22 protein-coding genes are annotated in these 25,464 nt (G+C 64.6%); 11 read left to right on the top strand and 11 right to left on the bottom strand.

Features of this window, described 5'->3' with window-relative positions; translation table 11 throughout:
• Positions 1 to 52: 52 nt before the first annotated feature.
• A complete protein-coding gene (locus SH602x_RS15820) occupies positions 53 to 1,183 on the bottom strand; it encodes a sialate O-acetylesterase (RefSeq protein ID WP_479473228.1) in 1,131 nt (376 codons plus the stop codon).
• Positions 1,184 to 1,325: 142 nt separating this feature from the next.
• Here SH602x_RS15820 and SH602x_RS15815 point away from each other — a divergent pair, with 142 nt between their 5' ends.
• Complete coding sequence (locus SH602x_RS15815; RefSeq protein ID WP_479473227.1) at positions 1,326 to 2,078, top strand: helix-turn-helix domain-containing protein; 753 nt, start codon at positions 1,326 to 1,328, stop codon at positions 2,076 to 2,078.
• Between the two features lie 19 nt (positions 2,079 to 2,097).
• Here SH602x_RS15815 and SH602x_RS15810 read toward each other — a convergent pair whose 3' ends face one another.
• Both SH602x_RS15810 and SH602x_RS15805 read right to left on the bottom strand, forming a co-directional pair.
• On the bottom strand, positions 2,098 to 2,853 hold the full coding sequence (locus SH602x_RS15810; protein WP_479473226.1) for a nucleotidyltransferase domain-containing protein: 756 nt from the start codon (positions 2,851 to 2,853) through the stop codon (positions 2,098 to 2,100).
• Positions 2,850 to 3,767: a nucleotidyltransferase domain-containing protein gene (locus SH602x_RS15805; RefSeq protein WP_479473225.1), complete on the bottom strand. Its 918-nt coding sequence runs from the start codon at positions 3,765 to 3,767 to the stop codon at positions 2,850 to 2,852. The genes SH602x_RS15810 and SH602x_RS15805 overlap by 4 nt, the downstream gene beginning before the upstream one ends.
• Before the next feature lie 240 nt (positions 3,768 to 4,007).
• Here SH602x_RS15805 and SH602x_RS15800 point away from each other — a divergent pair, with 240 nt between their 5' ends.
• Positions 4,008 to 5,405 carry a 3' terminal RNA ribose 2'-O-methyltransferase Hen1 gene (locus tag SH602x_RS15800; protein ID WP_479473224.1) on the top strand — a complete coding sequence of 466 codons (1,398 nt, stop codon included), beginning with the start codon at positions 4,008 to 4,010 and terminating at the stop codon, positions 5,403 to 5,405.
• Positions 5,402 to 8,008, top strand: a complete 2,607-nt coding sequence (locus SH602x_RS15795) for a polynucleotide kinase-phosphatase (protein WP_479473223.1) — start codon at positions 5,402 to 5,404, stop codon at positions 8,006 to 8,008. The genes SH602x_RS15800 and SH602x_RS15795 overlap by 4 nt, the downstream gene beginning before the upstream one ends.
• 7 nt (positions 8,009 to 8,015) lie before the next feature.
• Here the strand turns inward: SH602x_RS15795 and SH602x_RS15790 are convergent, their stop codons facing one another.
• The 3 genes from SH602x_RS15790 to SH602x_RS15780 form a co-directional block, all read right to left on the bottom strand.
• Positions 8,016 to 8,327, bottom strand: coding sequence for a DUF3817 domain-containing protein (locus SH602x_RS15790; RefSeq protein ID WP_479473222.1), 312 nt, complete (start codon positions 8,325 to 8,327; stop codon positions 8,016 to 8,018).
• A 202-nt stretch (positions 8,328 to 8,529) separates the two neighbouring features.
• Positions 8,530 to 10,815: an efflux RND transporter permease subunit gene (locus SH602x_RS15785; protein ID WP_479473221.1), complete on the bottom strand. Its 2,286-nt coding sequence runs from the start codon at positions 10,813 to 10,815 to the stop codon at positions 8,530 to 8,532.
• The gene (locus SH602x_RS15780; RefSeq protein ID WP_479473220.1) at positions 10,812 to 12,836 is read right to left on the bottom strand and encodes a redoxin domain-containing protein; all 2,025 of its coding nucleotides are present in this window, start codon (positions 12,834 to 12,836) and stop codon (positions 10,812 to 10,814) included. Before SH602x_RS15780 ends, SH602x_RS15785 begins: the two co-directional genes overlap by 4 nt.
• Positions 12,837 to 13,303: 467 nt before the next feature.
• Between SH602x_RS15780 and SH602x_RS15775 the strand changes: the two genes are divergently transcribed.
• The 5 genes from SH602x_RS15775 (at position 13,304) to SH602x_RS15755 (ending at position 16,886) form a co-directional block, all read left to right on the top strand.
• On the top strand, positions 13,304 to 13,831 hold the full coding sequence (locus tag SH602x_RS15775; RefSeq protein ID WP_479473219.1) for a hypothetical protein: 528 nt from the start codon (positions 13,304 to 13,306) through the stop codon (positions 13,829 to 13,831).
• A 199-nt stretch (positions 13,832 to 14,030) separates the two neighbouring features.
• Entirely contained in the window at positions 14,031 to 14,390 is a 360-nt protein-coding gene (locus tag SH602x_RS15770) for a cupin domain-containing protein (protein WP_479467436.1), read from the top strand.
• Positions 14,391 to 14,516: 126 nt separating this feature from the next.
• Positions 14,517 to 14,987, top strand: a complete 471-nt coding sequence (locus SH602x_RS15765) for a universal stress protein (RefSeq protein WP_479473218.1) — start codon at positions 14,517 to 14,519, stop codon at positions 14,985 to 14,987.
• A gap of 68 nt (positions 14,988 to 15,055) precedes the next feature.
• Positions 15,056 to 15,478, top strand: a complete 423-nt coding sequence (locus SH602x_RS15760; protein WP_479473217.1) for a universal stress protein — start codon at positions 15,056 to 15,058, stop codon at positions 15,476 to 15,478.
• Between the two features lie 76 nt (positions 15,479 to 15,554).
• Positions 15,555 to 16,886 (top strand): Gfo/Idh/MocA family protein, encoded by a 1,332-nt coding sequence (locus SH602x_RS15755; RefSeq protein ID WP_479473216.1) that lies wholly within the window; start codon positions 15,555 to 15,557, stop codon positions 16,884 to 16,886.
• A gap of 174 nt (positions 16,887 to 17,060) precedes the next feature.
• On the opposite strand, the gene SH602x_RS15750 is transcribed toward SH602x_RS15755, so the two are convergent.
• Complete coding sequence (locus SH602x_RS15750; protein WP_479473215.1) at positions 17,061 to 18,635, bottom strand: sigma-70 family RNA polymerase sigma factor; 1,575 nt, start codon at positions 18,633 to 18,635, stop codon at positions 17,061 to 17,063.
• A gap of 593 nt (positions 18,636 to 19,228) precedes the next feature.
• Here SH602x_RS15750 and SH602x_RS15745 point away from each other — a divergent pair.
• Entirely contained in the window at positions 19,229 to 19,558 is a 330-nt protein-coding gene (locus SH602x_RS15745) for a hypothetical protein (RefSeq protein WP_479473214.1), read from the top strand.
• A 76-nt stretch (positions 19,559 to 19,634) separates the two neighbouring features.
• Here the strand turns inward: SH602x_RS15745 and SH602x_RS15740 are convergent, their stop codons facing one another.
• From SH602x_RS15740 to SH602x_RS15730, 3 genes are read right to left on the bottom strand one after another with little or no spacing between them, the layout of a single operon-like run.
• Positions 19,635 to 19,982, bottom strand: coding sequence for a P-II family nitrogen regulator (locus tag SH602x_RS15740; RefSeq protein WP_479473213.1), 348 nt, complete (start codon positions 19,980 to 19,982; stop codon positions 19,635 to 19,637).
• Positions 19,979 to 21,145 carry a DUF4062 domain-containing protein gene (locus SH602x_RS15735; RefSeq protein ID WP_479473212.1) on the bottom strand — a complete coding sequence of 389 codons (1,167 nt, stop codon included), beginning with the start codon at positions 21,143 to 21,145 and terminating at the stop codon, positions 19,979 to 19,981. Before SH602x_RS15735 ends, SH602x_RS15740 begins: the two co-directional genes overlap by 4 nt.
• Positions 21,146 to 21,159: 14 nt before the next feature.
• Complete coding sequence (locus SH602x_RS15730; protein ID WP_479473211.1) at positions 21,160 to 22,653, bottom strand: anthranilate synthase component I family protein; 1,494 nt, start codon at positions 22,651 to 22,653, stop codon at positions 21,160 to 21,162.
• 285 nt (positions 22,654 to 22,938) lie between these two features.
• Here SH602x_RS15730 and SH602x_RS15725 point away from each other — a divergent pair, with 285 nt between their 5' ends.
• Together SH602x_RS15725 and rpiA are read left to right on the top strand one after the other, a co-directional pair.
• On the top strand, positions 22,939 to 23,244 hold the full coding sequence (locus SH602x_RS15725; RefSeq protein WP_479473210.1) for a hypothetical protein: 306 nt from the start codon (positions 22,939 to 22,941) through the stop codon (positions 23,242 to 23,244).
• Positions 23,245 to 23,278: 34 nt separating this feature from the next.
• Entirely contained in the window at positions 23,279 to 23,965 is a 687-nt protein-coding gene (gene rpiA / locus SH602x_RS15720; RefSeq protein ID WP_479473209.1) for a ribose-5-phosphate isomerase RpiA, read from the top strand.
• On the opposite strand, the gene SH602x_RS15715 is transcribed toward rpiA, so the two are convergent.
• A complete protein-coding gene (locus SH602x_RS15715; protein WP_479473208.1) occupies positions 23,962 to 25,386 on the bottom strand; it encodes a DUF6513 domain-containing protein in 1,425 nt (474 codons plus the stop codon). The two genes, rpiA and SH602x_RS15715, sit on opposite strands and share 4 nt — an antisense overlap.
• Positions 25,387 to 25,464: the final 78 nt, after the last annotated feature.

Below are 25,464 nucleotides of genomic sequence, written 5' to 3'. Positions count from 1 at the left end.
TCGAGGTCGCTCCGCGGCGACGAGACAGGAAGCAGGGCCAGCGAAGTCATCGCTACTTCCCCTCCTTCAGGAGTTCGACCATCGCCTGACCCATGGCCTCGCCGACGTCCATGTAGACTTCGGCTTTGCCGCCGTAGTGGCCGTTGCCGCTGCCGCCCTGGGCCATGGGGTTCGTGTAGACCGTGGCGACGTTGCCGACGAATTCCGGATACTTGCCGCTGTCGCCGTCGACGGCGAGCTGCGCGTCGAGAATCATGCCCCCAGGCCCTTCGCTTCCCTTCGTGCTCTCGCCGAGCGTGGCTAGGACGAACTTCGCGTTCGGAGCATCGAAGTCTTTCCGCAACTGCTTGATGAAACGGACCAGATTCTCCTCGTAGCGGCTCGCGTGACCGGGATTCCCCGCGTCCTTCTCGCCTTGCCAGAAGAAGAAACCGGCGACCTCGAATTCGGTAGCGTCGGGATAGTACGTGCTGAGTTCCGCGAGGACCTTCCGGGCTTTGCTCACGTCCGAATCGTACTGCTTGCCCGCATACCAGTCGATCGGCTTGCCGGCCTTGTCGAGCCAGGGCCCCGGGTCGGTCGCGACGCCTTTCGCCTCGTCCATCTCCCAGGAATCGGGACGATCCTGATAGCCGGCGTAGACCATCGTCTTTTCGACGCCCTGCCGATCCTTGACCACGAACGGGTAGCGTTCGCTACCCGGCGGAAGGAGATCCCAGCCCAGACTCCGATTGCCGATGCAACTCTTGAGGATCATCACCGGCGCGTCGACCGCGTTCCCGACGAAGTGCGCGATGCCGAATTCCGGACCGATCGTCTTGCACGTTTTGACGGTCATCCATTCATTGTTGAAGAGTTGCGTCCCGCCGCCACGGCCGTCCATGACGCGCACGTAGCGCACGTCCTTACGATCGGACCATTCGCCTGACTCGTCGACGAGGTAGGAGTATTTCTGCTTCTCCTTGACGGCATGCTCCAGGGAAACGTCGCTGCCGGCGACCTTCCCCAGGCCGACCATATTGGACTGTCCGAGCAGGACGAACACCTGGACCGGCTTCGTCTTGTCCGACGGTTCGTCGCCGGAAGCGAGCGATCGGACCGGAGCGTCGACAGCGTAAGCCGCCAGCAGAATCAGCGCCATCGCGACCGTCTGGACGAAACGACGTCGGTAGATTTCGGTCATCGAACGAGTTCCGGTTGGTCGAACCCAGGATCGCCGCGAGCGCAGCTTAGTCCCCTTCCCGTCGCATCGACGTCGGTGCGTCGGAGGATTTCAGTCTATATTCCGCGAAGAGAACGCTCTTGGCTAAGAAGTGCATCGAACCGTGAATCCGCGCACAGAAGTTCCGGACGCGACCAGATCGCCGCATGTTTCGCAGGTGGAAGTCGCCCTGCTGGAGCGGCTCTTCGACCGCTCGCCGGACGTAGCGTTTTTCGTCAAGGACGCCGCGGGACGCTACGTCGCCGTGAACGAGTCGCTGATGGCGCGACACGGCCTGAAGGACCGATCGCTCGCGATCGGCAGGCGCCCGAGCGACATCTGCCCCGGCGACTTCGGGCGGATCCCCACCGAGCAGGACGAGCGAGTCTTGCGTACGGGACGTCCGCTCGTAGACCACCTCGAGATGCAGTGGCATCGACCCAACGACCCGGTCTGGTGCCTGACCACGAAGTTGCCGATTCAGGATTCCGCGGGCGCCGTCGTCGGCCTGATCGGCTTCTCGCGCGACATCCGCGTTCCGGTCGAGTCTCACGAAATTCCGGAGGACTTCGCGAGCGCGGTCGACGAGCTCGAACGAACGCTTTCGCCGGAGATCACTCCCGCGTGGCTGGCACGTCGCTCGAAACTTTCGTCGCAGCGACTGGCTCGTCTGACGAAGCGGCTGTTCGGCCTGACGCCGAGCCAGTTCATCACGAAATCCCGGATCGCCGCCGCCTCGCGCCTGCTTCGCGGTTCCGAACGATCGGTCGCCGAAATCGCGACGGCCTGCGGCTTCTACGACCACAGCGCTTTCACGCGCGCCTTCCGATCCGCCGTCGGCATGACGCCCTCCGAGTTTCGCGCGCAACGCTCCTGAAATAACAGGGGGCTACGCTCTATTCATCCAGACGCAGCCGCACGAGCAGATCGTTCAAGTCCGCTTCGGCGTCCGACGCGTCCGGAAGCGAGGACGCCTGCATCGCCGCTTCGAGATCGCCGGTCAGGCGCCGGACCGCATCGCGGTGGAATTCGACGTCGATGCTCGGCAGGGTGACGGACTCATGCTCGGCGAGTTTAAGTGCGATCAGGTCGTCGATGAACGGCAACTTCGCCTCCTCGTTGAGCAGCAGCAGATTGGCTTCGATCTCGCCGGTTCGCATCAGGCGCTGTCCGGTCAGCAGCACGCGATAGACGTACAACAGCGGCTTCGCTCGCGGAGGCTGTTCCTTCTCGAACAGCTTCCACTGCGTCTCCGCGAAGCCGAGATAGTGATGTGCATGAAAGCGCGTCACGCAGCGGCGGCCGATCGCCTTCAATTCGTCGTGCCAGGGCGTCGTCGTCACGACCAGCGGGGAGAAGAGTTGCTCCAGAACGTAGCCGTTCTTCTTCAGCATCAGTCGGAAGAACTTCGCGGCGTCGTGCGTGACGAGATCGATCTCCGTCCCCTCGACGATTTCGTTTCGCTCGACGGTCTCCTCGCCCTCGCGCAGACCGACGACCGTGCGCAGGGGCAGGCGGTGCACGCCGCGCAGGTCGAAGTCCGAGTCGGGAGAAGGAAATCCGTAGAGATGTGCGCCGCTGATCGTCGCGAACAGGAGCGGATAGGGATGGCTCGCCGCCGTTCGTCGCAGCAGGTCCTCGCGGTCGATCATGGCAGTTCCTCGTGGACGGCAGCGCGACGCGCTTCGATCAGGAACGCGTCCGCCGCGGCGTAATCGGGACGATCGGGCAGCGTCGATTCGGCGTAGGCCCGGTCGAACTCTTCATGCAACTCTTTCCGCCAAGCCTCGACCTGCTCCCAGGACAATTCGCCCGACTTCACGGCGAGCAGCCTTTCGCGATGCTCGCCGACGTCCACGCGAATCGAACCCTCCCGCAGCGCCGCGATCCCTGACAGAAGCAGCCGCAGAAGATGCATGCTGTGTTTGGGCTTGGCCGTGCCGCGAAGACGCCGGTCGGTCAGCGACTTCTTGAACTGCGACAGGACATAGCCGTTGTAGGTCTGGTAAATCATCCGCGACAGAAAGATCGACCGCATCGCGAGCAGTCGCTCGCCGAGCGGCGTCGCGAATTCCACGATCGGCGAGTAGAGCGTCTCCAGGACGTTGGGATTCGCCTTCAGCGCCAGGACGAGGAACTTCTGAAGTTCCCAGTAGACCTCCTGCGTCGCGTCGTTCTCCAACTGCTCCGGCACGCCCACGAGCGACCAGTGCCGCGCCGCGGGCGGAAGATAGACGCCGCGGCGGTCGGTATCCGAATCCTCGCCGTCCAGGCCGAACGCTCGCGAGCCGACGACGCACTTCAGAATGACGCGATCGTAAAGATCGGCTAAAGGAATGTGATCGCCTGGTTCTCCGCGCGAGAACTCGGCAAGCCGTTCGATCTCTGCATGCGCAAGCTTCGCCTCGACGCCGTCGATGAAGCGGACGCGGTAGGGCGAGTTCTCATCCGAGGGCGATTGCACGACCACGCCGACGGCGCCCGCGGGATGCGCCCGCCTGCCGGGAGGATCTTCGACGTCGCGGAGCGCGACGACCTTCGTGCCGACGGAGTAGATAAGATTCACGAGCTTCGCGTCCAGACATCAGGTACGGCAAGTCAGCAGGCTTCGACGTCGAAGACGGCGTGCCGAGGGGATCAGGTTCGCCGGCGCCGCGAAAGATTGCCTCCGGCAACAAGATCGCTTGAACGCGTCACTTGATGCGAGTTCGCTGCGAACCCTCGGACGCCTGGCCGCTCTAGCTTGTCGAAGGCATCGTATCGACTCGTCCGCCGGTCCGCACGGAAGTCGCGGAACCTCCGCCTCATGTTGCTCACCATCGCCACGGAACGGTCGCCCGCACGCGATCTCGGGTATCTGCTGCACAAGCGACCTGATCGCGTGCAATCGTTCGACCTCAGCCTCGGCAAGGCGCACGTCTTTTACCCGCAGGCGGACGATCAGCGATGCGAGGCGGCCCTGCTGCTCGACGTCGATCGGGTCGGCATGGTACGCGGGAAGGGAGAGTCCCAAGCCGGTCTGCTCGATCAGTACGTCAACGATCGACCCTACGTCGCTTCGTCGTTCCTGAGCGTCGCGATCGCGCAGGTGTACGGCTCCGCGCTCGGCGGTCGGTGCAAGGATCGTCCGGAACTGGTCGGCGAATCGATGCGTCTGGAAGCGTCGATCGAGGTCCTGCCCGTACGCGGCGGAGAACCGTCGCTGCGTCGCCTGTTCGAGCCGCTCGGCTACGAACTCTCGGTCGAGCGTCACCCGCTCGACGAAACCTTTCCCGAGTGGGGAGGGAGTCCGTACTTCTCGGTGAAGCTGACGGGCACGACGACGCTGTCGCGACTGCTGACGCATCTGTACGTCCTCATGCCCGTCTTCGACGAACGGAAGCATTACTTCGTCGGCGACGCGGAGATCGAGAAGTTGCTCGCGAAGGGCGACGGATGGCTGGCTGCGCATCCGGCGCGGGAGGAGATCGCGCGCCGTTATCTGGGCCGCCATCCCGGTCTCTACCGGCAGGCGCTCGCGCGGCTGGCAGACGAGATTCCGATCGAAGAGGACGAAGCGTCGGCGAAGGCGAGCGACGCCGCCGAGGAGGTTCTCGAGAAGCCCAGGCGCCTGAACGACCTTCGGCACGAATCCGTCGCCGAAGTCCTGCGATCGTCCGGAGCGAAGAGCGTCCTCGATCTGGGCTGCGGCGAAGGGCGGCTGCTGCGCGAGCTGATCGACGACAAGCGCTTCGAAAGACTGGCGGGGCTCGACGTCTCCGTTCGCGCGTTGGAGATGGCCAAGCGACGACTGAAGGTCGATCGGCTGCCGGACGCGAAGGCGCAGCGGCTGGAGTTCCTGCACGGTTCGCTCGTCTATCGCGATCGGCGGATGGAGGGCTTCGACGCCGCGGCCGCCGTGGAAGTGATCGAGCATCTCGATCCGCCGCGGCTGGCGGCTTTCGAGCGCGTCGTGTTCGAGTTCGCGAAGCCGAAGTTGGTCGTCATCACGACCCCCAACCGCGAGTACAACGCGACCTGGCCGACGCTTCCCGCGGGTCGGTTCCGACACCCCGACCACCGCTTCGAGTGGACGCGTCAGGAGTTCGAGGCGTGGGCGACTTCCGTCGCGGCACGCTACGGTTACCGCGTGCGCTTCGCGCCGATCGGTCCCGAAAGCGCGGAACTGGGAGCGCCGACGCAGATGGGAGTCTTCGAATCGTGAGCGAAATTCGCGTACCGGAACTATCGCTCGTGGCGCTGATCGGCCCGAGCGGGTCGGGCAAAAGCACCTTCGCGCGCCGGTTCTTCCTGCCGACGGAGATCCTGTCGTCGGACTATTTCCGCGGGCTGGTCAGCGACGACGAAAACGACCAGTCGGCGACCGTCGACGCGTTCGAGGCGCTGCATCACGTGGCCGCGAAGCGGCTGGCCCGCCGCAAACTCGTCGTCGTCGACGCGACGAACGTCCAGCCCGAATCGCGGCGCCCGCTCGTGCAACTGGCGCGGACGTATCACTGCCTGCCGGTCGCGATCGTGCTCGACCTGCCCGAAGGAGTCTGTCGCGAACGGAACCGCGGCCGCGCGGACCGCGACTTCGGACCGCATGTCGTGCGGAACCAGCGCTCGCAACTGCGCCGCTCTCTTAAGGCGCTGAAGCGGGAAGGCTTTCGCCAGGTCTTCGTGCTGCGCAGCGCGGAGGAAGTCGACGCCGCGACGCTGGTCAGGACGCCGCTCTGGAACGACCGCCGCGGCGAGTCGGGACCGTTCGACGTCATCGGCGACGTCCACGGCTGCTGCGACGAACTGGAGGACCTGCTGGCCGATCTCGGCTACGTAGCGAGCGACGTCGATCCCGTCGACGACGTCTGGGGCGCTCGCGTCTTCCGGCATCCGGAGGGACGACGGGCGGTCTTCGTCGGAGATCTGGTCGATCGGGGGCCGCGCGTCCTCGACGTGCTGCGCCTGGTGCGCAACATGGTCGTCGCCGGGTCCGCGTTCTGCGTACCGGGGAATCACGACGCCAAGCTGCTCCGCAAACTCGGCGGGGCGAACGTCCGGGTCGCGCATGGGCTGGCGCAGACGCTGGAGGAAATCGCGGCCCTGCCCGAGGAAGTCCGCCCGCGATTCAGCGCCGAACTGGCGACCTTTCTCGACAGCCTGGTCAGTCATCTCGTCTTCGATGAAGGGCGCCTGGTCGTGGCCCACGCCGGCATGAAGGAAGAGATGCAAGGACGGGCGTCGGGAAAAGTCCGCGAGTTCGCGCTCTACGGCGAAACGACGGGAGAAACCGACGAGTTCGGCCTGCCCGTGCGCATGAACTGGGCGGCTGAATATCGCGGCGCCGCGACGGTCGTCTACGGCCATACGCCCGTACCGAAGCCCGAGTGGCTCAACCGGACCGTGAACGTCGATACCGGGTGCGTCTTCGGCGGCGCGCTGACGGCTCTGAGTTATCCGGAGCGGGAGTTCGTCTCCGTTCCGGCCAGGAAGACGTACTGCGAACCCGCGCGACCGTTCCTGCAATCGCCCAACGGAGCGGCGATGGGCGCGGACGCGAGCGGACAGGAGGTCGCGCTCGACGCGCAGGACGTCCTGGGCAAGCGGATCGTCGCCACGCGACTCGCGGGCAACGTCACGATTCGGGAGGAGAACGCCGCCGCCGCGCTGGAAGCGATGAGCCGCTTCGCCGTCGATCCGCGATGGCTGATCTACCTGTCGCCGACGATGTCGCCCCCTGCCACTTCCGCGGAGCCCGGTCTGCTGGAACACCCTGCCGAGGCGTTCGACTACTTCCGGAGCGAAGGGGTCGCGACCGTCCTCTGCGAGGAGAAGCACATGGGTTCCCGCGCGGTCGCGATCGTCTGTCGCGACGCCGCCGCCGCGCGCGAACGGTTCCTCGTATCGAGCGGCGAGGCCGGCATCGTCTACACGCGGACCGGTCGCCGATTCTTCAACGACGCGGCGACCGAAGCGGAACTGCTCGCCCGGCTTCGCGGGGCCCTCGACGCCACGAATTTCTGGGAGACGTTCGGCACGTCCTGGGCGTGCTTCGACTGCGAACTGATGCCCTGGTCGGCGAAGGCGCAGGAACTGCTGCGCTCGCAATATGCGGCCGTCGGCGCCGCCGGGTCTGCCTCGGTCCCGGCAGCGATTCAGGCGCTGGAGCGAGCGGCGTTGCATGTCGTCGGCGAGGAGCGGGAGCGCCTCGCGGCGTTACAGGACGCCTACCGCGCTCAGGCGTCGAACGTCGATCGCTTCGTGGAAGCCTATCGCCGGTATTGCTGGCCGGTCCGCAGCGTGTCCGACCTCAAGCTCGCGCCGTTCCACCTTCTGGCGACGGAGGGGAAGACCTACTTCGACCGTTCGCACGTCTGGCATATGGAAACGATGGCGGAGATCTGCCGCGCTGACGCCGACGTTCTGCTTGCCACGCGATGGCGAACGGTCGATCTGGGGTCGCCCGAGAGCGAAGCGGACGCCGTCGCCTGGTGGAAGGAATCGACTGCCGCGGGCGGCGAAGGAATGGTCGTCAAGCCGTTCGACTTCGTCGCGACGAATCGCGGACGCGCCGTGCAGCCGGCGGTAAAATGTCGCGGGCCGGAGTATCTGCGGATCATCTACGGACCGGACTACGATCTGCCGGAGAACCTGCTGCGGTTGCGGTCGCGAAGTCTCGGGCGGAAGCGGTCGCTGGCGCTGCGGGAATTCGCGCTCGGCGTCGAAGCGCTGGAGCGGTTCGTCGCCCAGGAGCCGCTGCGCCGCGTTCATGAATGCGTCTTCGCGACGCTGGCCCTCGAAAGCGAGCCCGTCGATCCTCGACTGTAAGGGTCGCCTACGTCCTTTCGGTCGCTCGCGCTTCTTCGCGAAGTTCCCGATCGATGAAGAAAGGGCCGGCGGGAAGGAGCGACGCCACGAGCGTCCTGGCGAGTTTCCCGTACGACCAGCGGTTCGCGCGAAAGGCGAACAGCGCGGCCGCGACGTAGAGCAGGAACAATCCGCCGTGCACGCTTCCGGCGATCTGCACGAAGATCGGAAGGCCGGCCAGGTACTTGAGCGGCATCGCGACGAGCAGCAGCGCCAGGAACGACGTTCCTTCGGCGAGCCCGACGAATCTCAACAGCGTGATCGGTCGTTCGATCTTCATTCCGTTCTTCGTTTCCGGGTCGATCCCGTTCAATGCCTTCTTCGATCTCGGCGAACGTCACGCCCCCAGTTTGGCCCGTCGAACCAGCTCGTAGAGCATGACGCCGGCGGCGACGGCCACGTTGAGCGAGTCCGCTCTTGAGCGCCTGCGCTGAAACGAGCTCGACGTTCCACGGTGCCGTTTCCCAACGGCAGGTTCGAGATCAGGGCGATTCGCGTTTATCGGATCGAGAGAACACGGCGAGAAGCGGCGGCAGGAACAGGAGGTCGGCGACCAGCGCCGAGCCGAGCGTCAGGCAGGTGATGATCGCGAAGATCCGCTGCTCACGCATGCCGCTGAAGACGATCGTCGACACCCCCAGCACGATCACCAGGGTCGTCGCGATCAGCGCCGTGCCGGTCTTCGCGAAGGCGGTCCGTATGGCATCGATCTCGGGGAGCGTCCTGCGCTCCACCTGATAGCGAGACAGAAAATGGATCGTGTCGTCCACCGCGATGCCCAGGCAGACCGTCAGCGCGCAGACGGCCGATAGCTCCAGCGGAAGTCCGACGGCGACCAGGCACGCTCCCGTGAACGCCAGCGGAAAGATGTTCGGCAGCAGCGAAATCAGGCCCAGGCGGAGCGATCGGTAGGCGACGCCGAGGACGACGAAGATCACGATCGCCGCCGTCCCCAGGCTGTAGAACAGATCGAGCATCACGCGATAGAGACCGCGCCAGCGTTCGACCGCCGATCCGGTCAGCGACAGCGTGAAGTTGGGATGCTTGGCCTCGATCGAACGCAGGTCGGCTTCGACCTGCTCGAACACCGGTCCGTAAGCCGCGATGCCGACGTCGCGCACGCGAAAGGTGACCGTCGCCTGGCGATTCTCCGGCTCGTAGAAGATCCGTTTGAGCGATCCGGGTAGCAGTTCCGCCAGCGACATTCGCTCGGACGATTCCGGATCGCCCGGCAGCGCGTCGACGAAGCTCTTGAGCGACATGGGACTGCCGATCAGGTCGTCGCGTCGCAGGGCGGCGTCCGCGGCGGCGACGACCTCCAGCAGAGCGTCGGAATCGCCGTCGACTTCATCGGTCCAATGAATCCGCACGACGCCGCTTTCCATGCCCCCCGTGACGTGTTCCAGTCGCGCGAGAGCTCGCGAGGCTTCTGAATCGGAGGGGAGCAGGCTCGTCAGGCGCTGGTCCGGGCGCAACGTCGCGGAGACTCCGACCAGCCCCAGAGCGAGAGCTACCCCGAGGGCCGTCATGCCGACCCGATGCGAGAGCGACCAGTCGACGATCCGGCCTACGGGCGCCACCCACGCGTCCGCGAGGCCTCGCTTGGGCGGACGCTTGTCCGCATGGCGGAGGAGCAGCGTGCAAAGTCGCGGAGTCAACAGCGCCACCGCGACGAACGCCGCCCCCACGCCGATCACGCAGCTCCAACCGAACTCGCGAACGACCTCGTGAGAGGCAAGTCCCAGCGAACCGAGGCCGATCGCGGTCGTGAGCGACGTTAAGAAGCACGCTCCCCCCACCTCGGCCAGAGCTTCGGGCGCCGCGACCGCTGCACTCGTCCCCTCCCCCTGTCGCCGCCGAATCTCCATCAGCACGTGAATGCCGTCGGCGAACCCGACCATGCTGATCAGCACCGGCAGCACGATGTCGTTGAAGGGGTTATCGTCGAGCCCGATCAGACGCAGCAGGCCGAGCGTCCAGTAGACGCCGACCGCCGGGACCATGGCCGCGATCGCGACGACGCGAAGCTCCCGGAACAGCAGCAGGGCCATGAGAAACGCCATGCCGTACCCGATGAACTGGTACCGCTTCTCGTTCTCCTCGCGCGAGCGCTGGATCTCGACGTAGGTGGGAATCTTGCCGCCGACCTCGAAGACGAAGTCGTCTCCGGGGCTCGACGCAGCGGCTCGCTCGGCAGCTTCGCGAACGCGCGTCGAGATCGCTTCGTCGCTCTCGACGAAAAGCCAGTCGAGCCGAATCAGAATCAGCGTCGCCTCGCCATCCTCGGAGAGCATCTGTCCGCCGATGAGCGGGTCGGCCAGCGCGCGTTCGCGAGCGCGGTCGAACAGTCGCTGCGACGCGGTCGCGGGCGGAAAGACCGAGTCGCGCAGGCTGAACAGATTGATCGGCGGTACGTCGTCCATCCAGAGAACGTCCGACACCTCCGGCAGCTCGCGCAGCGCTTCGACCACGGCCCGCAGACGCGCGCTGCCGTCGGGGGTGAAGAAGCGTTCGCTCTCCGCGACGACGATCACGTCGTAATCGGTCAGGCGAAACCGCGAATCGTCGGAAGGGGGAGCCGGTGCCGCGACCGTGGGAGGCGATACGGAAGCGGGCGCTGGTTCCGGCTGCCCGCGATCGCGTTCGAGCCAGTCCTGCGGCGCGAACAGGCCGAACGTCGAGACGCCGGTCAGCGCCGCGAGCACGCCGTATGCGAACCAGGACCGCTGGGAGACGGAGACGAGCCTTCGAGTCAAAGCGCCGCTCATCGAGCGGACCGCTGCCGATGAATGGCCTCGATCTCCTCGACGCTCAGCGCGCCGTTACCGTCGGCGTCCAGCTTCCCGAATCCGAACCTCGCGACGGAGTCCGGCAACTCGTCGGGAACGATGCGTCCATCCTCGTCCGCGTCGAAGCGACGGAAATACTCTGCCGCATACTCGCTCGAACCGGAGTCGCTCGCGTCGCGCGTCTCAGGCGGCGCGACCGTGGCGACGTCACCCGTATGAACGGTCGACCGCGGAACGGCGATCTCGCAGAACCCGATCGCCATCTCCTCGTCGGTCTGGTCGCCCCAGTAGACGAAGGCGGAAGGATCGGGGTTCGTCGGGTTGCCGGACGAGTTGTCGAACCGCAGATCGGCCGTCAGGCGATCGACGTCGGCGAGAGGGATCGGGCGCTCGAAGGCATAGACATGCTGCCACTGGAAGTCATACCGCGGCACAGAGAGCAGCTTCCGCCGTTCGTCGCCTGACTCGGCATAGAGCGCGAAGCTCTTGCCGCGCAGATGCATGTGCGGCGAGACGGCGAGCAGACTTCCGTTCTTCGGCAGGCGGCCCCGCGACGCGACGATCGAGTGATCGCCCGCGTTCGGCGGGATCTCGAAGTCGCTGCGGATCGCGGCAACGGTGAACAGTTCGTGCGTAACGTCGGCTTCATCGATGAAGTCGAGGTGGATGCTGGTGACGTCTTCCTGCGGAGTTCCCGTCGGCGTGTAGTGCATCTGAAACACGAGCTTCGACCCGGCCGGAATGCGTCGCGCATGCCCCTTCGGATACGGCAGCGATCGCTGTCCGGGAACGTAGGCCGACAGCCAGCCGATGCCTTCCGCCTGGGCGCCGTCAGGCGGGCGAACGAAGACGATGCAGTGATGCACGACCGATCGGTTGCCGGGAACGACCTCGGCGCGGACGACCCAGGAATCCCGCTTCAGGCCAGGGTCGACGACGTAGTACTGATACTCGACCGTCTCGCTCGCAGGCACCTGAAACGGACGATCCCCCATTTCGACGATCAGGTCGGCCGGGGACACATGGTCGACCGGAGCAGCGTTCGCCCTGCTCGCTTCGGGGAGCGAATCCAGATCGCCCAGCGGCATACCCGCGTTAACCCAGTCCCTCAGGATTTGCTTTTCGGCGTCCGTCATGACGCGCTCGTTGGCGATCCGGACATGCCCCGGTTCGGCGTGCCAGGGAGGCATTCGCCCCGCGTCGACCGTCTCCAGCAGCGTCGGTCCCCAGCCGACGATCTCTTCGTAATCCGTCAGCGAAAACGGTCCGATCTCGCCGGCTCGATGACATTCGACGCAATGTTTTCGGAGGATCGCCGCGACTTCGCCGGAGTACGTAACCGCGTCAGCCGCGACGGCCTCGCCGGTCTCCCCACGCGGGCGCACGCGGGAGGGCTCGCGGCCGATCAGGCATCCGACCGCCTTCGTACGCGGCACGCGGATCGGTTCGCCCGCGAGCTCCTGGACCAGCGCGCGACGCAGGTCTTCTTTCCGCGAAGTCGCCCGCACCAGTCCCGGCTCGAATTCGTCGTCGATGCGGCCCCGATAGAGAACCTTGAGCGCTCGATCGAGCAAGACGACTTCCGTGATCCGCTCGGCCCCGTAGCGGTCCGCGACGACGTTCCCTTCGTCCTTGCAGATGTCGAACGTCAGATCGTGCGTTTCGGCGAAGTCGCGGAGTTCTTCGACAGAGTCCTGAACGTTGCTGCCGATTCCGATGACGCGAACGCCGCGCTCGCGAAAGTCGTCGGCCAGGGCCTGCAAGCGCGGAGCGTACAACTTCGCGATGGGACATTCGACCCCCAGGAACGCGACGATCGTCAGGTCGGCGGCGGTCGCCGACGAAAGTTCGACCTGGCCTTCCGCGACGCTCGGCAGAGCGAACGCGTAGGTCGCCTCCTCCGATCGAGCAGAGCCGACGAGCGTGAGCGTCAGGAAAAGCGCGACCGCCGATGCGCAGAGAGGGCGGGCCTTCGAAGTCCGCTGGTTCGCCATAACCATCTGTGAGCGCCTCCTCGCGATCCGTATTCGAAGCGGTGTCCGCGACCTCACGGGCCGGACCCGCCGGGAAGCCTGAATATCCTCCCCGTCGCTACGCGCGGCAAGGCGATGATCGGCAGGGTCAGGACCGCTCTCTCGATTCGACGGCTCGTTCGGTATCCGGCCCTGGCGTGGATATTTCGAACCGCTCTCAGCTCACCGTTAACGGAGCGATCCCCCGTTCCGAGGGGAGTTAACGACGCGATCCGACGCTTTGCGACGAATTTCCGTTTCGAATTCGCCACACGCACTTGAGCGTCGGACAAATTCAATTACTTGTGGAGGGCGTCCGAGGATGGGCGGCGCGCCGCACGCGCGGACTCCGCAGGGAGCGAGGCGGAATCTTTCGTTCAGGAATGAACGGCAGTCAAAGTCCGGCCGCCTGCTCGCCGGCAGAGCCTTTACGTAATTCTGGAGAACGAGCGCCGATGTTTCGCAAGTACCTCATCCCCCTGCTGATCGCGACGATCGCTCTGACGTCGTTCGCGAACGTCGGATTGGCCAATCCGGACGGACGCCGTCCCAAGAAGCACACGCCCTGGCAGTACTTCCGCATCTTCTCCATGACGGGGGCGACGCTTTCCTACACCGGCTACCTCTACGCCCAATACGCCCGGCAGATCGCGCTCGCCAACGGTTACGACGACGGCGAGACGCAGGGCTCGTTCTACTACGGCGAATCGTACGCCTACTACAGCTTCATCTACGGGTACTACGGCTACGAGTACGGCTTCAAGGACTGGATCACGATGGCCGGCGATATGGCCGTCGCCTCGCGGAACTACGAGCAGGGAATCTACAACTACCTGCTGAACGGGTACTACAAAACCTACCCGAACCAACTCCAGCCGATCATGGACGCGCTGGACGGCGCCGTCGGCTACGAGGACCTGGCGTCGAAGTACTTTTTCTACTCCGTCACCTTCGTCACGCCGGAAGAGAAGGCCAAGAAGTAGCGAACGCGTTGCGCTTCGAAACACTCAGCGATCTCACCGCCCGGCGTCTCCTGCAGACGCCGGGCGTTTTTCGTCGACGCGCCGAAGCGCTACCCTTGGCATCGAGCGACGCCCACGTCGCGTTCCTGGCATCGAGCGACGCCCACGTCGCGTTTCGACCCTTCGAGTTCTCCCTCTTCAGCGCCTCGGCGCTTTTCCCATGGACGTCATCGCGCGCGACGAAGCTCCTCCGTTCACGACGAAGGACGGCTCGACGATCCGCGAACTTCTCGCGTATCGCAACTCTTCCATCCGCCAGCAGAGCCTGGCCGAGGCGACGCTCCCGCCGGGCAAGCGGACGCAGCGACACTATCACGCGAAGACCGAGGAGATTTACTACATCCTCTCCGGCGAAGGACGGATGGAGGTCGACGCCGAGATCCGCCTCGTTCGTCCAGGAGACGCCGTCGCCATTCCTCCCGGCGCGTGGCACCAGATCGCGACGTCAGGCGAAACGCCGCTGGTCTTCCTTTGCTGCTGCGCGCCGGCATACGAGCACGACGACACGTTCTTCGAATAACGAACGGCCGCACCACGGCGTGACGCTGGCGCCCTGCGAGAGCGGGCCGCGCATCGGTACGAACTTTCTGCGGCTAGGGTGAAAATTCCCTGCGGAGAGGGTATCGTAAAGCCCGATCGTTCCGCGTTGCCGCAACACCCCCCGGGCGCCATGAACTGGAAGAAGATCCTCGTTCCCACGGACTTCTCGCATCTCAGCGATCAGGCCGTCGGCATCGCCGCAGCCCTCGCCCGGGAGTCGGGCGGAACGCTCATTCTGCTCCACGTCGAGGAGGCGCCGGTCGCTTACGGCGCCGGCGAGATGTACTACGGCATCGCGGAGCCCGACAGCGCAGCCCTTCGCAAGATGCTGGAAGAGATCCGCCTGCCGACGGGAATTTCCGTCGAGCGTCATCTGACCGCCGGCGAACCGGCAGGATCGATCGTCCGGTTCGCGGAAGAGAACTCCGTCGATCTGGTCGTCATGTCGACCCACGGTCGGACCGGCCTCGTGCGGCTGGTGATGGGTAGCGTCGCGGAAGAAGTCGTCCGGCGGGCGAAGTGCCTGGTGTTGACGCTCAAGCCGCGCTCCGATAACCCGCCCGAGAGCCAGCCGTAGTCCGCCTCCCCCCGGAGCAGTCGTCGACTGCCCTCTCACGAAAAGAACTCGCTCGTCGGCGCACTCTTATGTCGCAATTCGGTTTTCGCAATCTCGTCGTTCCGATCGACTTCACCGAAGACTCGGACGCGGCGCTGAGTCGCGCGATGGCAGCGCTCACGGAAGGCGACGAACTGCACGTCGTGCATGTTCTCGCCGACCTCCCCATTACCGAGCCCGGCATGATGTGGGAGACGCAGGACGACGAGTCGCGCGCGGCCAAGGTCCGCGACGCGTTTCGCGTTCGCTATCCCGAATGCGCCGCGTGCGCGTTCGACGTCCTGACCGGCGATCCTGGTTCCCGGATCGCCGAGTTCGCTCAGCAGATCGGCGCGGATCTGATCGTGATGCCGTCGCACGGACGCAAGGGGCTCAATCGGCTGCTGCTCGGCTCGGTCGCCGAACGCACGGTCCGGCTGGCCCACTGTGCTGTGCTCGTTCTGCGTCACTGACGCCGCTTTTTTTCGGCGTCGAACCTCGTCTCTCGCTCGAATCTTCTCCCTGAACTCCCTCCCCGGAGCGTTCCTGATGACTTCCTTTCGTCCCTCGCGTCGTACCTTCATCGCCGCCGGCGCCGCCGTGTCGGCAGGTCTGCCGACGTTCCTCTCCAAGCTCTCGCGAGCGGAAGACAAGGCCGCTCCCAGCGAACGGCTGGTGATGGGCTGCATCGGTACGGGCGGCAAGGGCCGCAACAACATGGAGACGTTCCTAAGCTTCGGCGACGTCCACGTGAAGGCGGTCTGCGACGTCGACGCCAAGCACGCACGGATGGCGAAGGAGAAGGTCGACAGCGTCTACGGCAATCAGGACTGCAAAAGCTACACGAACTTTCTCGAACTGCTCGCCGATCCGGAAATCGACGTCGTCTCGATCGCCACGCCCGACCACTGGCACGCGGTGACCAGCGTCGCGGCGGCGAACGCCGGCAAGGATATCTACTGCGAGAAGCCGCTCGCGAACTCCGTCGGCGAAGGGCGCGCGATCGCCGACGCCGTGAAGAAGAACAATCGCATCCTGCAGTGCGGCAGCCACGAGCGGTCCACGCCCAGCATCCGCTTCGCCTGCGAACTGGTCCGCAGCGGACGCATCGGCGACCTGAACGCGATCGAGGTCAACCTTCCGACCGACGATCCGCATCACAAGGCCTGCATGGAGTTCCAGGGCATCCCTGCCGAGCAGCCCATTCCGGAGGGCTTCGACTACGACTACTGGCTGGGCCACACGCCGGTCGCGCCCTATTCCGACAAGCGGTGCCACTTCTGGTGGCGCTTCATCCTGAACTACGGCGGCGGCGAGATGACCGACCGCGGCGCCCACGTCATCGACATCGCGCAGCTCGGCGCGGGGATGGACGACACGGGTCCCGTGGAATTCATCGCCAAGGGCCAGCAGAACCCGAACTCGCTGTACGACGCGTTCTGGAACTTCGAGTTCGAGAACACCTACGCCAACGGCCTGAAGATGATCGGCACTTCGAACGCGCCGCGCGGGCTGAAGTTCATCGGCAAGGAGGGCTGGATCTTCATCCACATCCACGGCGGCAAGCTGGAAGCGTCGAGCGATAACCTGCTGAGCATCGCGCCCGAGTCGCTCGAAGTCCAGCTCGGTCGCAGCCCGGGTCACCATCGCAACTTCATCGACTGCGTCAAATCGCGCGAAGCGACCATGGCGACGGCGGAGATCGGCCACCGCACGGCGACGATCTGCCACCTCAACAACATCGCCATGAAGCTCGGCCGCCCCGTGAAGTGGGACCCGGCCAAGGAAGAGATCGTCGGCGACGCCGAAGCGAACGCCCTGCTCATGCCGTCGATGCGGAAGGAATACGACTTCGAGTCGATGCAGGTGAAGAAGGCGTAGAGATTCGAAGTTTCTTCAGGCGAGCGGAGGGTGTCAGCCCTCCGTGTCTCCTGAGATTCGGCGCGGATTCGAGAACCACGGAGGGCTGACACCCTCCGCTCGCCATGCGGTCGACCTACGAAAGCGAGCCGGACGATTCCTCGTCCGGCTCGTTCGCGTTCGGTACGTCCGCGCTCAGACGCCTTCGGTCTGCTCTTCGTCGATCTCGATTTCCAGTCCGTCGATGAAGCTGCTCAGCGCTCGCGAGCGGTAAGGCTGCTGCAGCTTTCGCACGGCCTTCGATTCGATCTGCCGGACGCGTTCGCGGGTGACCGAGAAGATCCGCCCCACCTCTTCGAGCGTGTAGGCGTAGCCGTCGGCCAGGCCGTAGCGCAGCTTCAGGATCTCCCGCTCGCGATAGTTCAGGGTGTCCATCGCTTCTTCGATGCAGCCCTTCAACGCCTGACGGTTCAGGTCTGCCAGCGGGTCGTCGTCGCGATAGTCCTGCACGAACTCGCCGAAGTAGCTGTCGTCGTGATCGCCGACCGGCTGGTCGAGCGAGAGGGGGTTCTTCGACATCTTCAGGATCACGCGGGTCTCGTCGATGGTGAGGCCCGCCCGCACGGCGATTTCTTCGAGGTCGGCGTTCCGCCCCAGTTCCTGGTGAAGTTGCCGCGCGATCGCCCTCACCTTGCCCATCGTGTCGATCATGTGAACCGGCACGCGGATCGTGCGGCTTTGATCGGCGATGGCGCGGGTGATCGCCTGACGAATCCACCACGTCGCGTAGGTGCTGAATTTGAAGCCGCGAACGTGTTCGAACTTGTCCACCGCCCGCATCAGTCCGGTGTTGCCTTCCTGGATCAGGTCCAGAAACGACAGACCGCGGTTGCGATACTTCTTGGCGATCGAGACCACCAGCCGGAGGTTGCCCGCCGACAGCGTCCGTTTCGCGGCGTCATGGGAGCGCTGAAAGCTCAGCGTTCGCGACACCCGTCGGCGAAGCGTGGCGGGGCTCTCGCCGGCGGCCCGGATCAGGAAGCGAAGTTCCGCGTGGAGTTCCGCGTCAGTCGGACCGACGACGCTCCCCCCGGCCTTTCGATTCTTGAGTTGGGCCAGGATCTGGTCCATGCGGTGCGACATCTGCGCGAGCTGCTCGAAGTGCGGCTGCAGGCGGTTGATGCGCAGATCGAACTCTTCGACCAATCGGACCGCGCGGTAGCGACGGCGGACCAGTCGGCGCCAGGCTTCCTTCCGCGTCGCCAGATCGTCGTGCTTGTTCAGGGCGATCCTGAAATCGCGGCGGTTCGCTTCGAGCATCCCGCGAAGGGTCGCGATGTTCGGGACCAGGCGCTTGATGATCTTCTTCTTCTGGACGGCGTTGGTGACCGAAACCTCGATCGTGCGATCCAGTCGCAGGTCGTTCGTCTGCACCCGCTCCAGCAGCGACAGGGCATGCCGCAGCATGTAGTCGCACGCCATCATCGAGTAGCGATACCGCACGCGGGTGCCGTCGATTTTCTGCGCGGCGGAAAGCTCTTCCTGCCGGGTGAGCAGCGGGATCTGCCCCATCTGCATCAGGTACATGCGAACGGGATCGTCCGTCATGTCGTCGCCGGAGCCTTCGCCGCCGGCCCGCTTGGCGACCTTGAACTCCTCGCGAGGAACCTCGGTCTCGGGAGCCCGGGCGCGAACGGTCGCGGACTTCCGCGGCTTGGAGACGATTCGCTTCCGGGCGATGACCGTGCGATTCCGGCGAGTCTTTGCCATCGATGCTTGCTCCTGGTGCTTCGTGCCGCTCGCCGTCGTCGGGCGAGGCCATCGTCGTGGTGACGCGACCGGAGTGATGCACCCGGGGGACCGTTCGGCGGCCCGGCGCCGAAGTCGGGATGCAAAGCCAAGCGTTAAAAGCGCTTACGCGTTACGCGAAAGAATTCGCGTCGCGGACAGGCGTCGTCAAAATGAGACGTCGCGTGCTGTTTTCGAGACGAAGCGTCGACCTAACAGGACGAGTCGACGCCGATCGCGGCGGGCGAGGACCCTTCCGCCCACGGACTCCCCGAAGGAACCGGAGCCGCTCGATAGCGAGGGCTGCGATCTGCCCGCCAGGCCCATCCTTCGACGCTAGTCACCCGACGGGGCAGCGGAAGTTCGCGAGCTAAGAATGCCCGCAAAGTCTCCGGAACCGGCGCCGGCTGCGCGGAGAAAACCGGTTGTAGCGGAGATTTTCGCTGAGCCTTCGCTCGTGAGCGAGAGCGCGAGGATAGAATCGCGCCCGTCGGTATGCGGCTCGCGCATTCGTCGCGGCGTTCGCGGCACGCGGGGCGTATCGACGAAGCGGTTATCGTCGAAGAGGCGCTCCTATGCTCTATACCATCCTCAGTCTGGTGGCCACCGCCGCCGCGATCGTCTCGGTGATCTGCTTCATCATCCTCGTGGTGAAGATGTTCCAGGCGGGCGATCCCATGATGGGGATCATCTCGCTGGTTCTCTGCATCTGCGGGATCGGGTTTCTGTTCGCCATCGTCGTCGGCTGGCTGAACGTCGATAAGTACAAAGCCCGGCAGCTCATGCCCATCTTTACGGTCGCCTTCATCCTGATGGCCGTGCTAGGCGGCATCAGCTACGCGAACACGCAGGCGATCGCCGTTCCGCAGGCCCAGCACGCCTTGCCGCAGAACCTGGTCGCGTAACGACGCCCTATCCCACGTTCGGCTTCGTTCACGAGGTCGTCAGGCAGCCTGCCCAACGACCTCGTTCGCGTAGACGCTACACCGCTTCCGGGCCGCTCACGGTATCGCCGATGCGGATCGCTTCTTCCATCGGCAGGACGAAGATCTTTCCGTCGCCGAGGTTTCCCTGCGGGCCCGTCCGCGCGACCTGTTCGAGCACGTCGAGCGTACGCTCCAGGAAGTCGTCGTTCACGGCGATCTGCAATTCGACCTTCCGAAGAAGCTGCGTCTTGTACTCGACGCCGCGGAACATAGCGGGCTGCCCCCGCTGACGCCCGTAGCCGAGGGCGTCGCAGACGGAGAAGCGCTCCACGCCCGCCGCCGCCAGCGCACGCTTCACCGCGTCGAGCTTCGTCGGCTGAATGATCGCGATGATCAGCTTCATTGCATTGTACGCCTATTAATCGCTTCGAGCAGTTTCGCCAGCAGGGCATCCGCATCATCTATCTGCTGATGCGCCGCATCACTGTGAATCAGAAAGCGACCGAGGGCATTCGCTAGCTGACTTGCTGCGTAGCGGAGCAAGTCCGATCGACATTCTATGTCAACAAAGAAATTCCGCATTGTTGTTACCGCCGCCCGGCTATCTCGTACGACGTCGGCAAATTCTCTCATCACTTTCTGTGCGTCTCGAACAGCGGCCTCGTCTACTTCAGGTTGAAGCGCAATTAGCGAAAGGCAACGACTGAAACTCTCGAAGTAGGAAGCGAGCTGTCGATGGACGTACGGCGTTTCACGCTCTAAGTGCTGCGTAAGTTCATCGCATGCTTGAGCAAAGGCAAATTCTCCCCTTAGCATCGCTTCGACGGAATAGTCACCGCGTCTCTGAAGTTCGACGACCTCCGCAGTCCGACGTTCTGTACTACTGTGAAATTCAAATTGTGCTTGCACTAGTCGCGCCATTCCTTCGCTCACTGACGACATGGCACGCTGTGCGCGATACGTCAGTTGCTCGAGATCGTCAGTGTCCCAAGGACTCGGCTCTTCAATCTCTGGCTGCGACACGGGATCGTCCGAACTCGCTCTTAAGAGCTGACCTTGCGACTGCTTCCAGTCGAGCAGCATTGCCAACAGGTGAAGGCGTGCCTTGTTCGCCAATTCATCCGCTTCGCTGAACTCATGGTACAAACAGCCCAGGTTCTGCAGTCGCCGTTTGAACTGCTGAACCTTGGATAGCTGATCGACGTCGACGTCGGGAGTGATTAGACCACTCTTAAAATAGAACATGACGGAGAGTGGCGGATCCGGCCCGGAGAGACGCTCATACGCACCGTTGAATTCTTCCTCCGTCCCAGACTCAGCTCGCATGGTCGGAGTTCCGAATCGCGTCCACATCATGCCGACGAAGATGTCATACTCGCCGAGTTGCGAGTTCACCACATCCTGAACATCAACGCCGAACCCAGGCCGCGTGTGCGTCTCCCACTTCACGAGTTCTAATGAGATAAGAAGTCTCGTCGAGAGGACGTGATTGAGTTCGGCGACTACTAGCTCAAATCTCTGGCGCTCATCATTGAGATCACCAGGAGACGCGAGTAGCACGCGCAAGAGTGTTCCGTTTGTCAACGAGGGGTATCTTGCTTGTGAAAGGCGATCGCCTGCAGCATTCCGCGGGCCTTATGCCAGGTCTCTTCGTATTCGCGATGCGGATCGGAGCCGGCAGTGATGCCGCCGCCTGCGGGCAATTGTAGCTGTCCGCCCGCCGCGGTGAGGGTGCGGATCAGGATCGACAGGTCGCTCCATCCGTCGAAGCCGACGTAGCCCGCGGAGCCGCAATAGAAACCGCGTGCCGTCGGTTCGAGTTCGGCGATGATCTCCATCGCCCGCACCTTCGGCGCCCCGGTGATCGATCCGCCCGGGAATGACGCGGCGAGAAGCGTCCAGGGATCGTTCCCGGGGGAGAGTCGTCCCTCCACGGCAGAGACGAGGTGCTGCACGTACTGGTACGTTTCCAGCTTGCAGAGCGCCGTGACGCGCACGCTCTGCGGCAGGCAGACCCGCGACAGATCGTTCCGCATCAGATCGACGATCATCACGTTTTCCGCCCGATCCTTGGCGCTCGTGAGCAGATCGTCGCGCAGGTAGAGATCCGCCGGCTCGCGGTGCAGCCGACGCCTCGTTCCCTTGATCGGACGCGTCTCGACCCAGCCGTTCCGAACCTGCAGAAAGCGCTCGGGCGACGCCGACAGGATCTGAAACTTGCCCGCGTCGAGATAGGCCGCGAAGGGCGCCGGATTCGCCTCGCACAGCGTTTCGTACAGGCCGAGCGGATCGCCGTCGAACGGGTAGGTCAGCCGCTGCGAAAGATTGACCTGGAAGATGTCGCCCGCGAAGACGTACTCCCGTGCACGCTCCACTGCGGCGACGTAGCCCGCTTCGTCGAAGTCGCTGCGAAGCTTCGGCATCCGCGGGTCGACCGCGAACGAAGGCGCAGCGAACTCGATCGGCGATGCCAGATCGCGCTGCCGCGTCGACGATCCGGCCTCCTCCGTCAACAGGCGGATCGTCTCGTCCATCCGCGCCTTCGCACGCTCGCGACGGCGTGAGGGTTCCGTCTCGGGAAAACCCTGCGAGACGATCCAGGTTCGATTCGCGACGGCGTCGAACGCTATCACGACGTCGTACAGGCCCATGGCCACGACGGGGAGCGCGAACTCGTCGAAGCGGGGACGCGGCATACGCTCGAATCGATGGACCAGTTCGTAGGAGAGCGCCCCGGCGGCGCCTCCCTGAAACGGCGGCAGATCGTCCGCATGCGGAGCGTTCGCATAGCGCCGCCAGGCATCAGCGAGCCGGTCGAACCCCGAGGGATCGTCGACCTCGCATTCGAACCACTCGAACGGATCGCAGCAGAGGAACGAATAGCGGCCCCGCTCGGCATCCGGCGACGCGCTGTCCAGCGAACAAAGCTTCGCGCGACCCGCCACTCGCCGACGGACCGCCGTCACGTCGAGCGCCGGTTCGATCAGCGCGATCTGCGCGATGCCGTCCGGCGATCGATCCGCGGTAGCGTCGATCACGCCGTGCGGCGTCAGTCGGATCGAGGAATCGGTCAAAGGCGAGTTCCCGCAGGCCAGGCGCCGTCGGTCGTGACGCGCAGGGACGATTTATAGGAATGCTGAACGACGTCGCGGCAGGGCGAGTTTTCCCACTCACTCTTGATAGCGTCTCGCAGGCGATTACGCACGACGGGAGGCGGCGACGTTCGCCGAAGCCCTTTCCGCGCGACCGTGACTTCGCCCCTTCGGACAAGCGCTGGTCGATTCAATTCCGAGGCGCTAACGTGGTCTCCGGTTCTATCGGGGGGGCGCCGTTCGCGCTCGACAGACCAAGGAGAGAGCTTGAATCGTCAATGGACCCAGTTCGCCGCGATCCTCATGATCGTCGCCATGATTTCGTTTTCGCTCTGGCCGCTGTGGGAGTGGATCAATCTCAAGACCGCGAACGCGGAGATGGAACGTCAGGCCCGCGCGGCGTACGAGAAGTATCCCGAACTGAAGCCGGCCTGGAACATCGCCATGCATGACGGCGTTCTGACCGAAGCGGAGGCGAAGGAAATCTCGGACGCCGGCAGCGAGCGCGATGCCGCGGCTGCCACGACGAGCGAGTCTGCGGAAGAAGCGCCGACCGAGACCGAATCGAACTAGGCGCGGCAGACGCCGGAGCGATTCGGGAAGCGATATGTCGGATCTCGATGCTGAGAAAAAGTTGGCGGCGATTCGAGCCGTCGACGAGGTGCGGGACGGCATGCTTCTCGGCCTCGGCACGGGCAGCACTGCCGAATACGCGATCCGCAGACTGGGCGAACGCGTCGCGGAGGGCCTGAAGATCGAAGGCGTCGCGACCTCCGCTCGCTCCGCCGCGTTGGCCCGTTCGCTCGGCATCGACGTCGTGGACGGCGAAAGCGTCGGGCGGCTCGATCTGGTGATCGACGGCGCCGACGAGATCGATCGCCAGATGCACGCGATCAAAGGGGGCGGCGGAGCCCTGCTGCGGGAAAAGGTCGTCGCCTCCGCTGCCGAACGCGTGATCGTGATCGTCGATTCGAGCAAGGTCGTCGAGCGGCTCGGGAACTTTCCCCTTCCGCTCGAAGTTCTGCCGTTCGCTGCCGCCTGGACGAAGCGCGCCGTCGAACGACTTGGCGGCGTCCCGGTCCTGCGCTCGGCGAGCGACCAGCCTTACCGGACCGACCAGGGCAACTACATCTTCGACGTCGCCTTTCGATCCCTGGAGCCGCACGAGGAACTCGCCGCCGAACTGGAACGGATTCCCGGCGTCATCGAGCACGGCCTGTTTCTGACGCAGATCGATACGCTGATGATCGCACAGGGCGACAGCGTGGAGGTTTTGGGGAGAGCGTCGGTCTAAGACGAGCTCGTCGAATCGTCCGGCTTGAACCCCTCCGGCAGCGGCGACTTTCTCGCCCGGTGGCTCGTTTCCGGCTGGGTCAACATACCCCAGTCGAGCGCTTCGTCCTGGCGATACTGCTTCCCGAGCGTCAGGGCGGTCGACGCTTTGGCCAGTTCATAGCCCAGGTAGAAGGCGTGGGAAGGATCGAGGTTCTTCGGCGACGTCGCCTGAAGGGCCTCGAAGACGTCGAACGGATCGGCGCCGGTCAGGTGAACGTCGCGATTGATCAGGTGGATCAGCCCCTCCTCGGCGAAGAGGCGATAGTTGGCGTCGCGGACGTTCGCGGCCAGGTCGCTGAGCCCCTCGGTTCCGAACGGCGCCAGCGCATTGTCGCGGAGCATCACGAGATCGTCCGCCAGTCGCTTCGGCGGCACGCGATTCTTGATCGCGTAATGGACGAGCCGCCTGGCGACGTCGCACTCGCGAACCGACGTGCGGCACCAGTTGACGACCTGCGTGGTGAGGACGCTGCCGATCCGCCACTCTTCGCAGAGCGCGAGCAGCAGGAAGTTGACCCCTGCCGAGTCGACGTCGGAGAGCTCGGTCAGGTTGCCGATCCCCATCAGGATCTCGGCGTCGGGATACCGCATTCGGCATTCGCGATACCGGGCGAGGCTTTCGCCGAAACCGAAGCCGATCGGCTCCAGGATCGGGTCGAGCCGCATCTTCACGTCGCGGGTCGCCAGGAACTCGATCGTCCGGTCGAATTCCTCGTTCTCGCCCGGCCTGTCGGGAATGACGACGACCTCGATGCCCCAGTCGGGCGCCGCGTCGCGATTCGAAGAGTTGACCGACAGAACCAGTTCCGCGCCGGCCTTCGCCGCGGCGGCGATCTCTTCGACCTGCAGGCTATCGACCGAAACGCGATGCCCCGCATCCTTCAGCGCCCGGACGACCTCCCCGACGCCGATCCAGATCGGCCCCGGTTCGCAGCCGACGTCGATCAGGTCGGCGCCTGCCGCGCGGTAAAGCTCCGCCTCGCGCAGGATCTGTTCGAGCGACTTTCGCGGCGCGTAGTTGATCTCGGCGACGATCTCGATCGTATGTTCGCCGAAGTCCGGCTTCACCACTGGCGCCCCGAACCAGGCGGGCAACTGGCGAAGATCCTTCGGCCCCTTTACGACCGGCAGGCCGAGCTGACTCTCCAGCAGCTTCTCGTCGCCCAGCACATAGCCGGGCAGGAAGACCTTCTGGATGCCTTCGGGAACGACCAGCCGTTTCGCGATCCACTCCACCGTCATCAGCGCGGCGACCGTGATCGGCAGAACCTCGATCTGCCAGCGAAAACCGCGCTTCTCCCCCAGCGGGACGAGCGTCTCCCGCAGCGCGCTTTCCGCAAGCTTGCCGGTGACGAATAGATATTGAGGAAGGTCGGACATGCAGAGCCGTCTCGTAGGGCAGGCGCCCTCGCCTGCCACGAACCTGGTACACGCTCCCCAGGCAGGCGGGGCGCCTGC

The organism is Lignipirellula cremea (genome assembly GCF_056501455.1).
The sequence above is the reverse complement of the archived record's forward strand: the minus strand, read 5'-3'. Positions and strand labels throughout refer to the sequence as shown.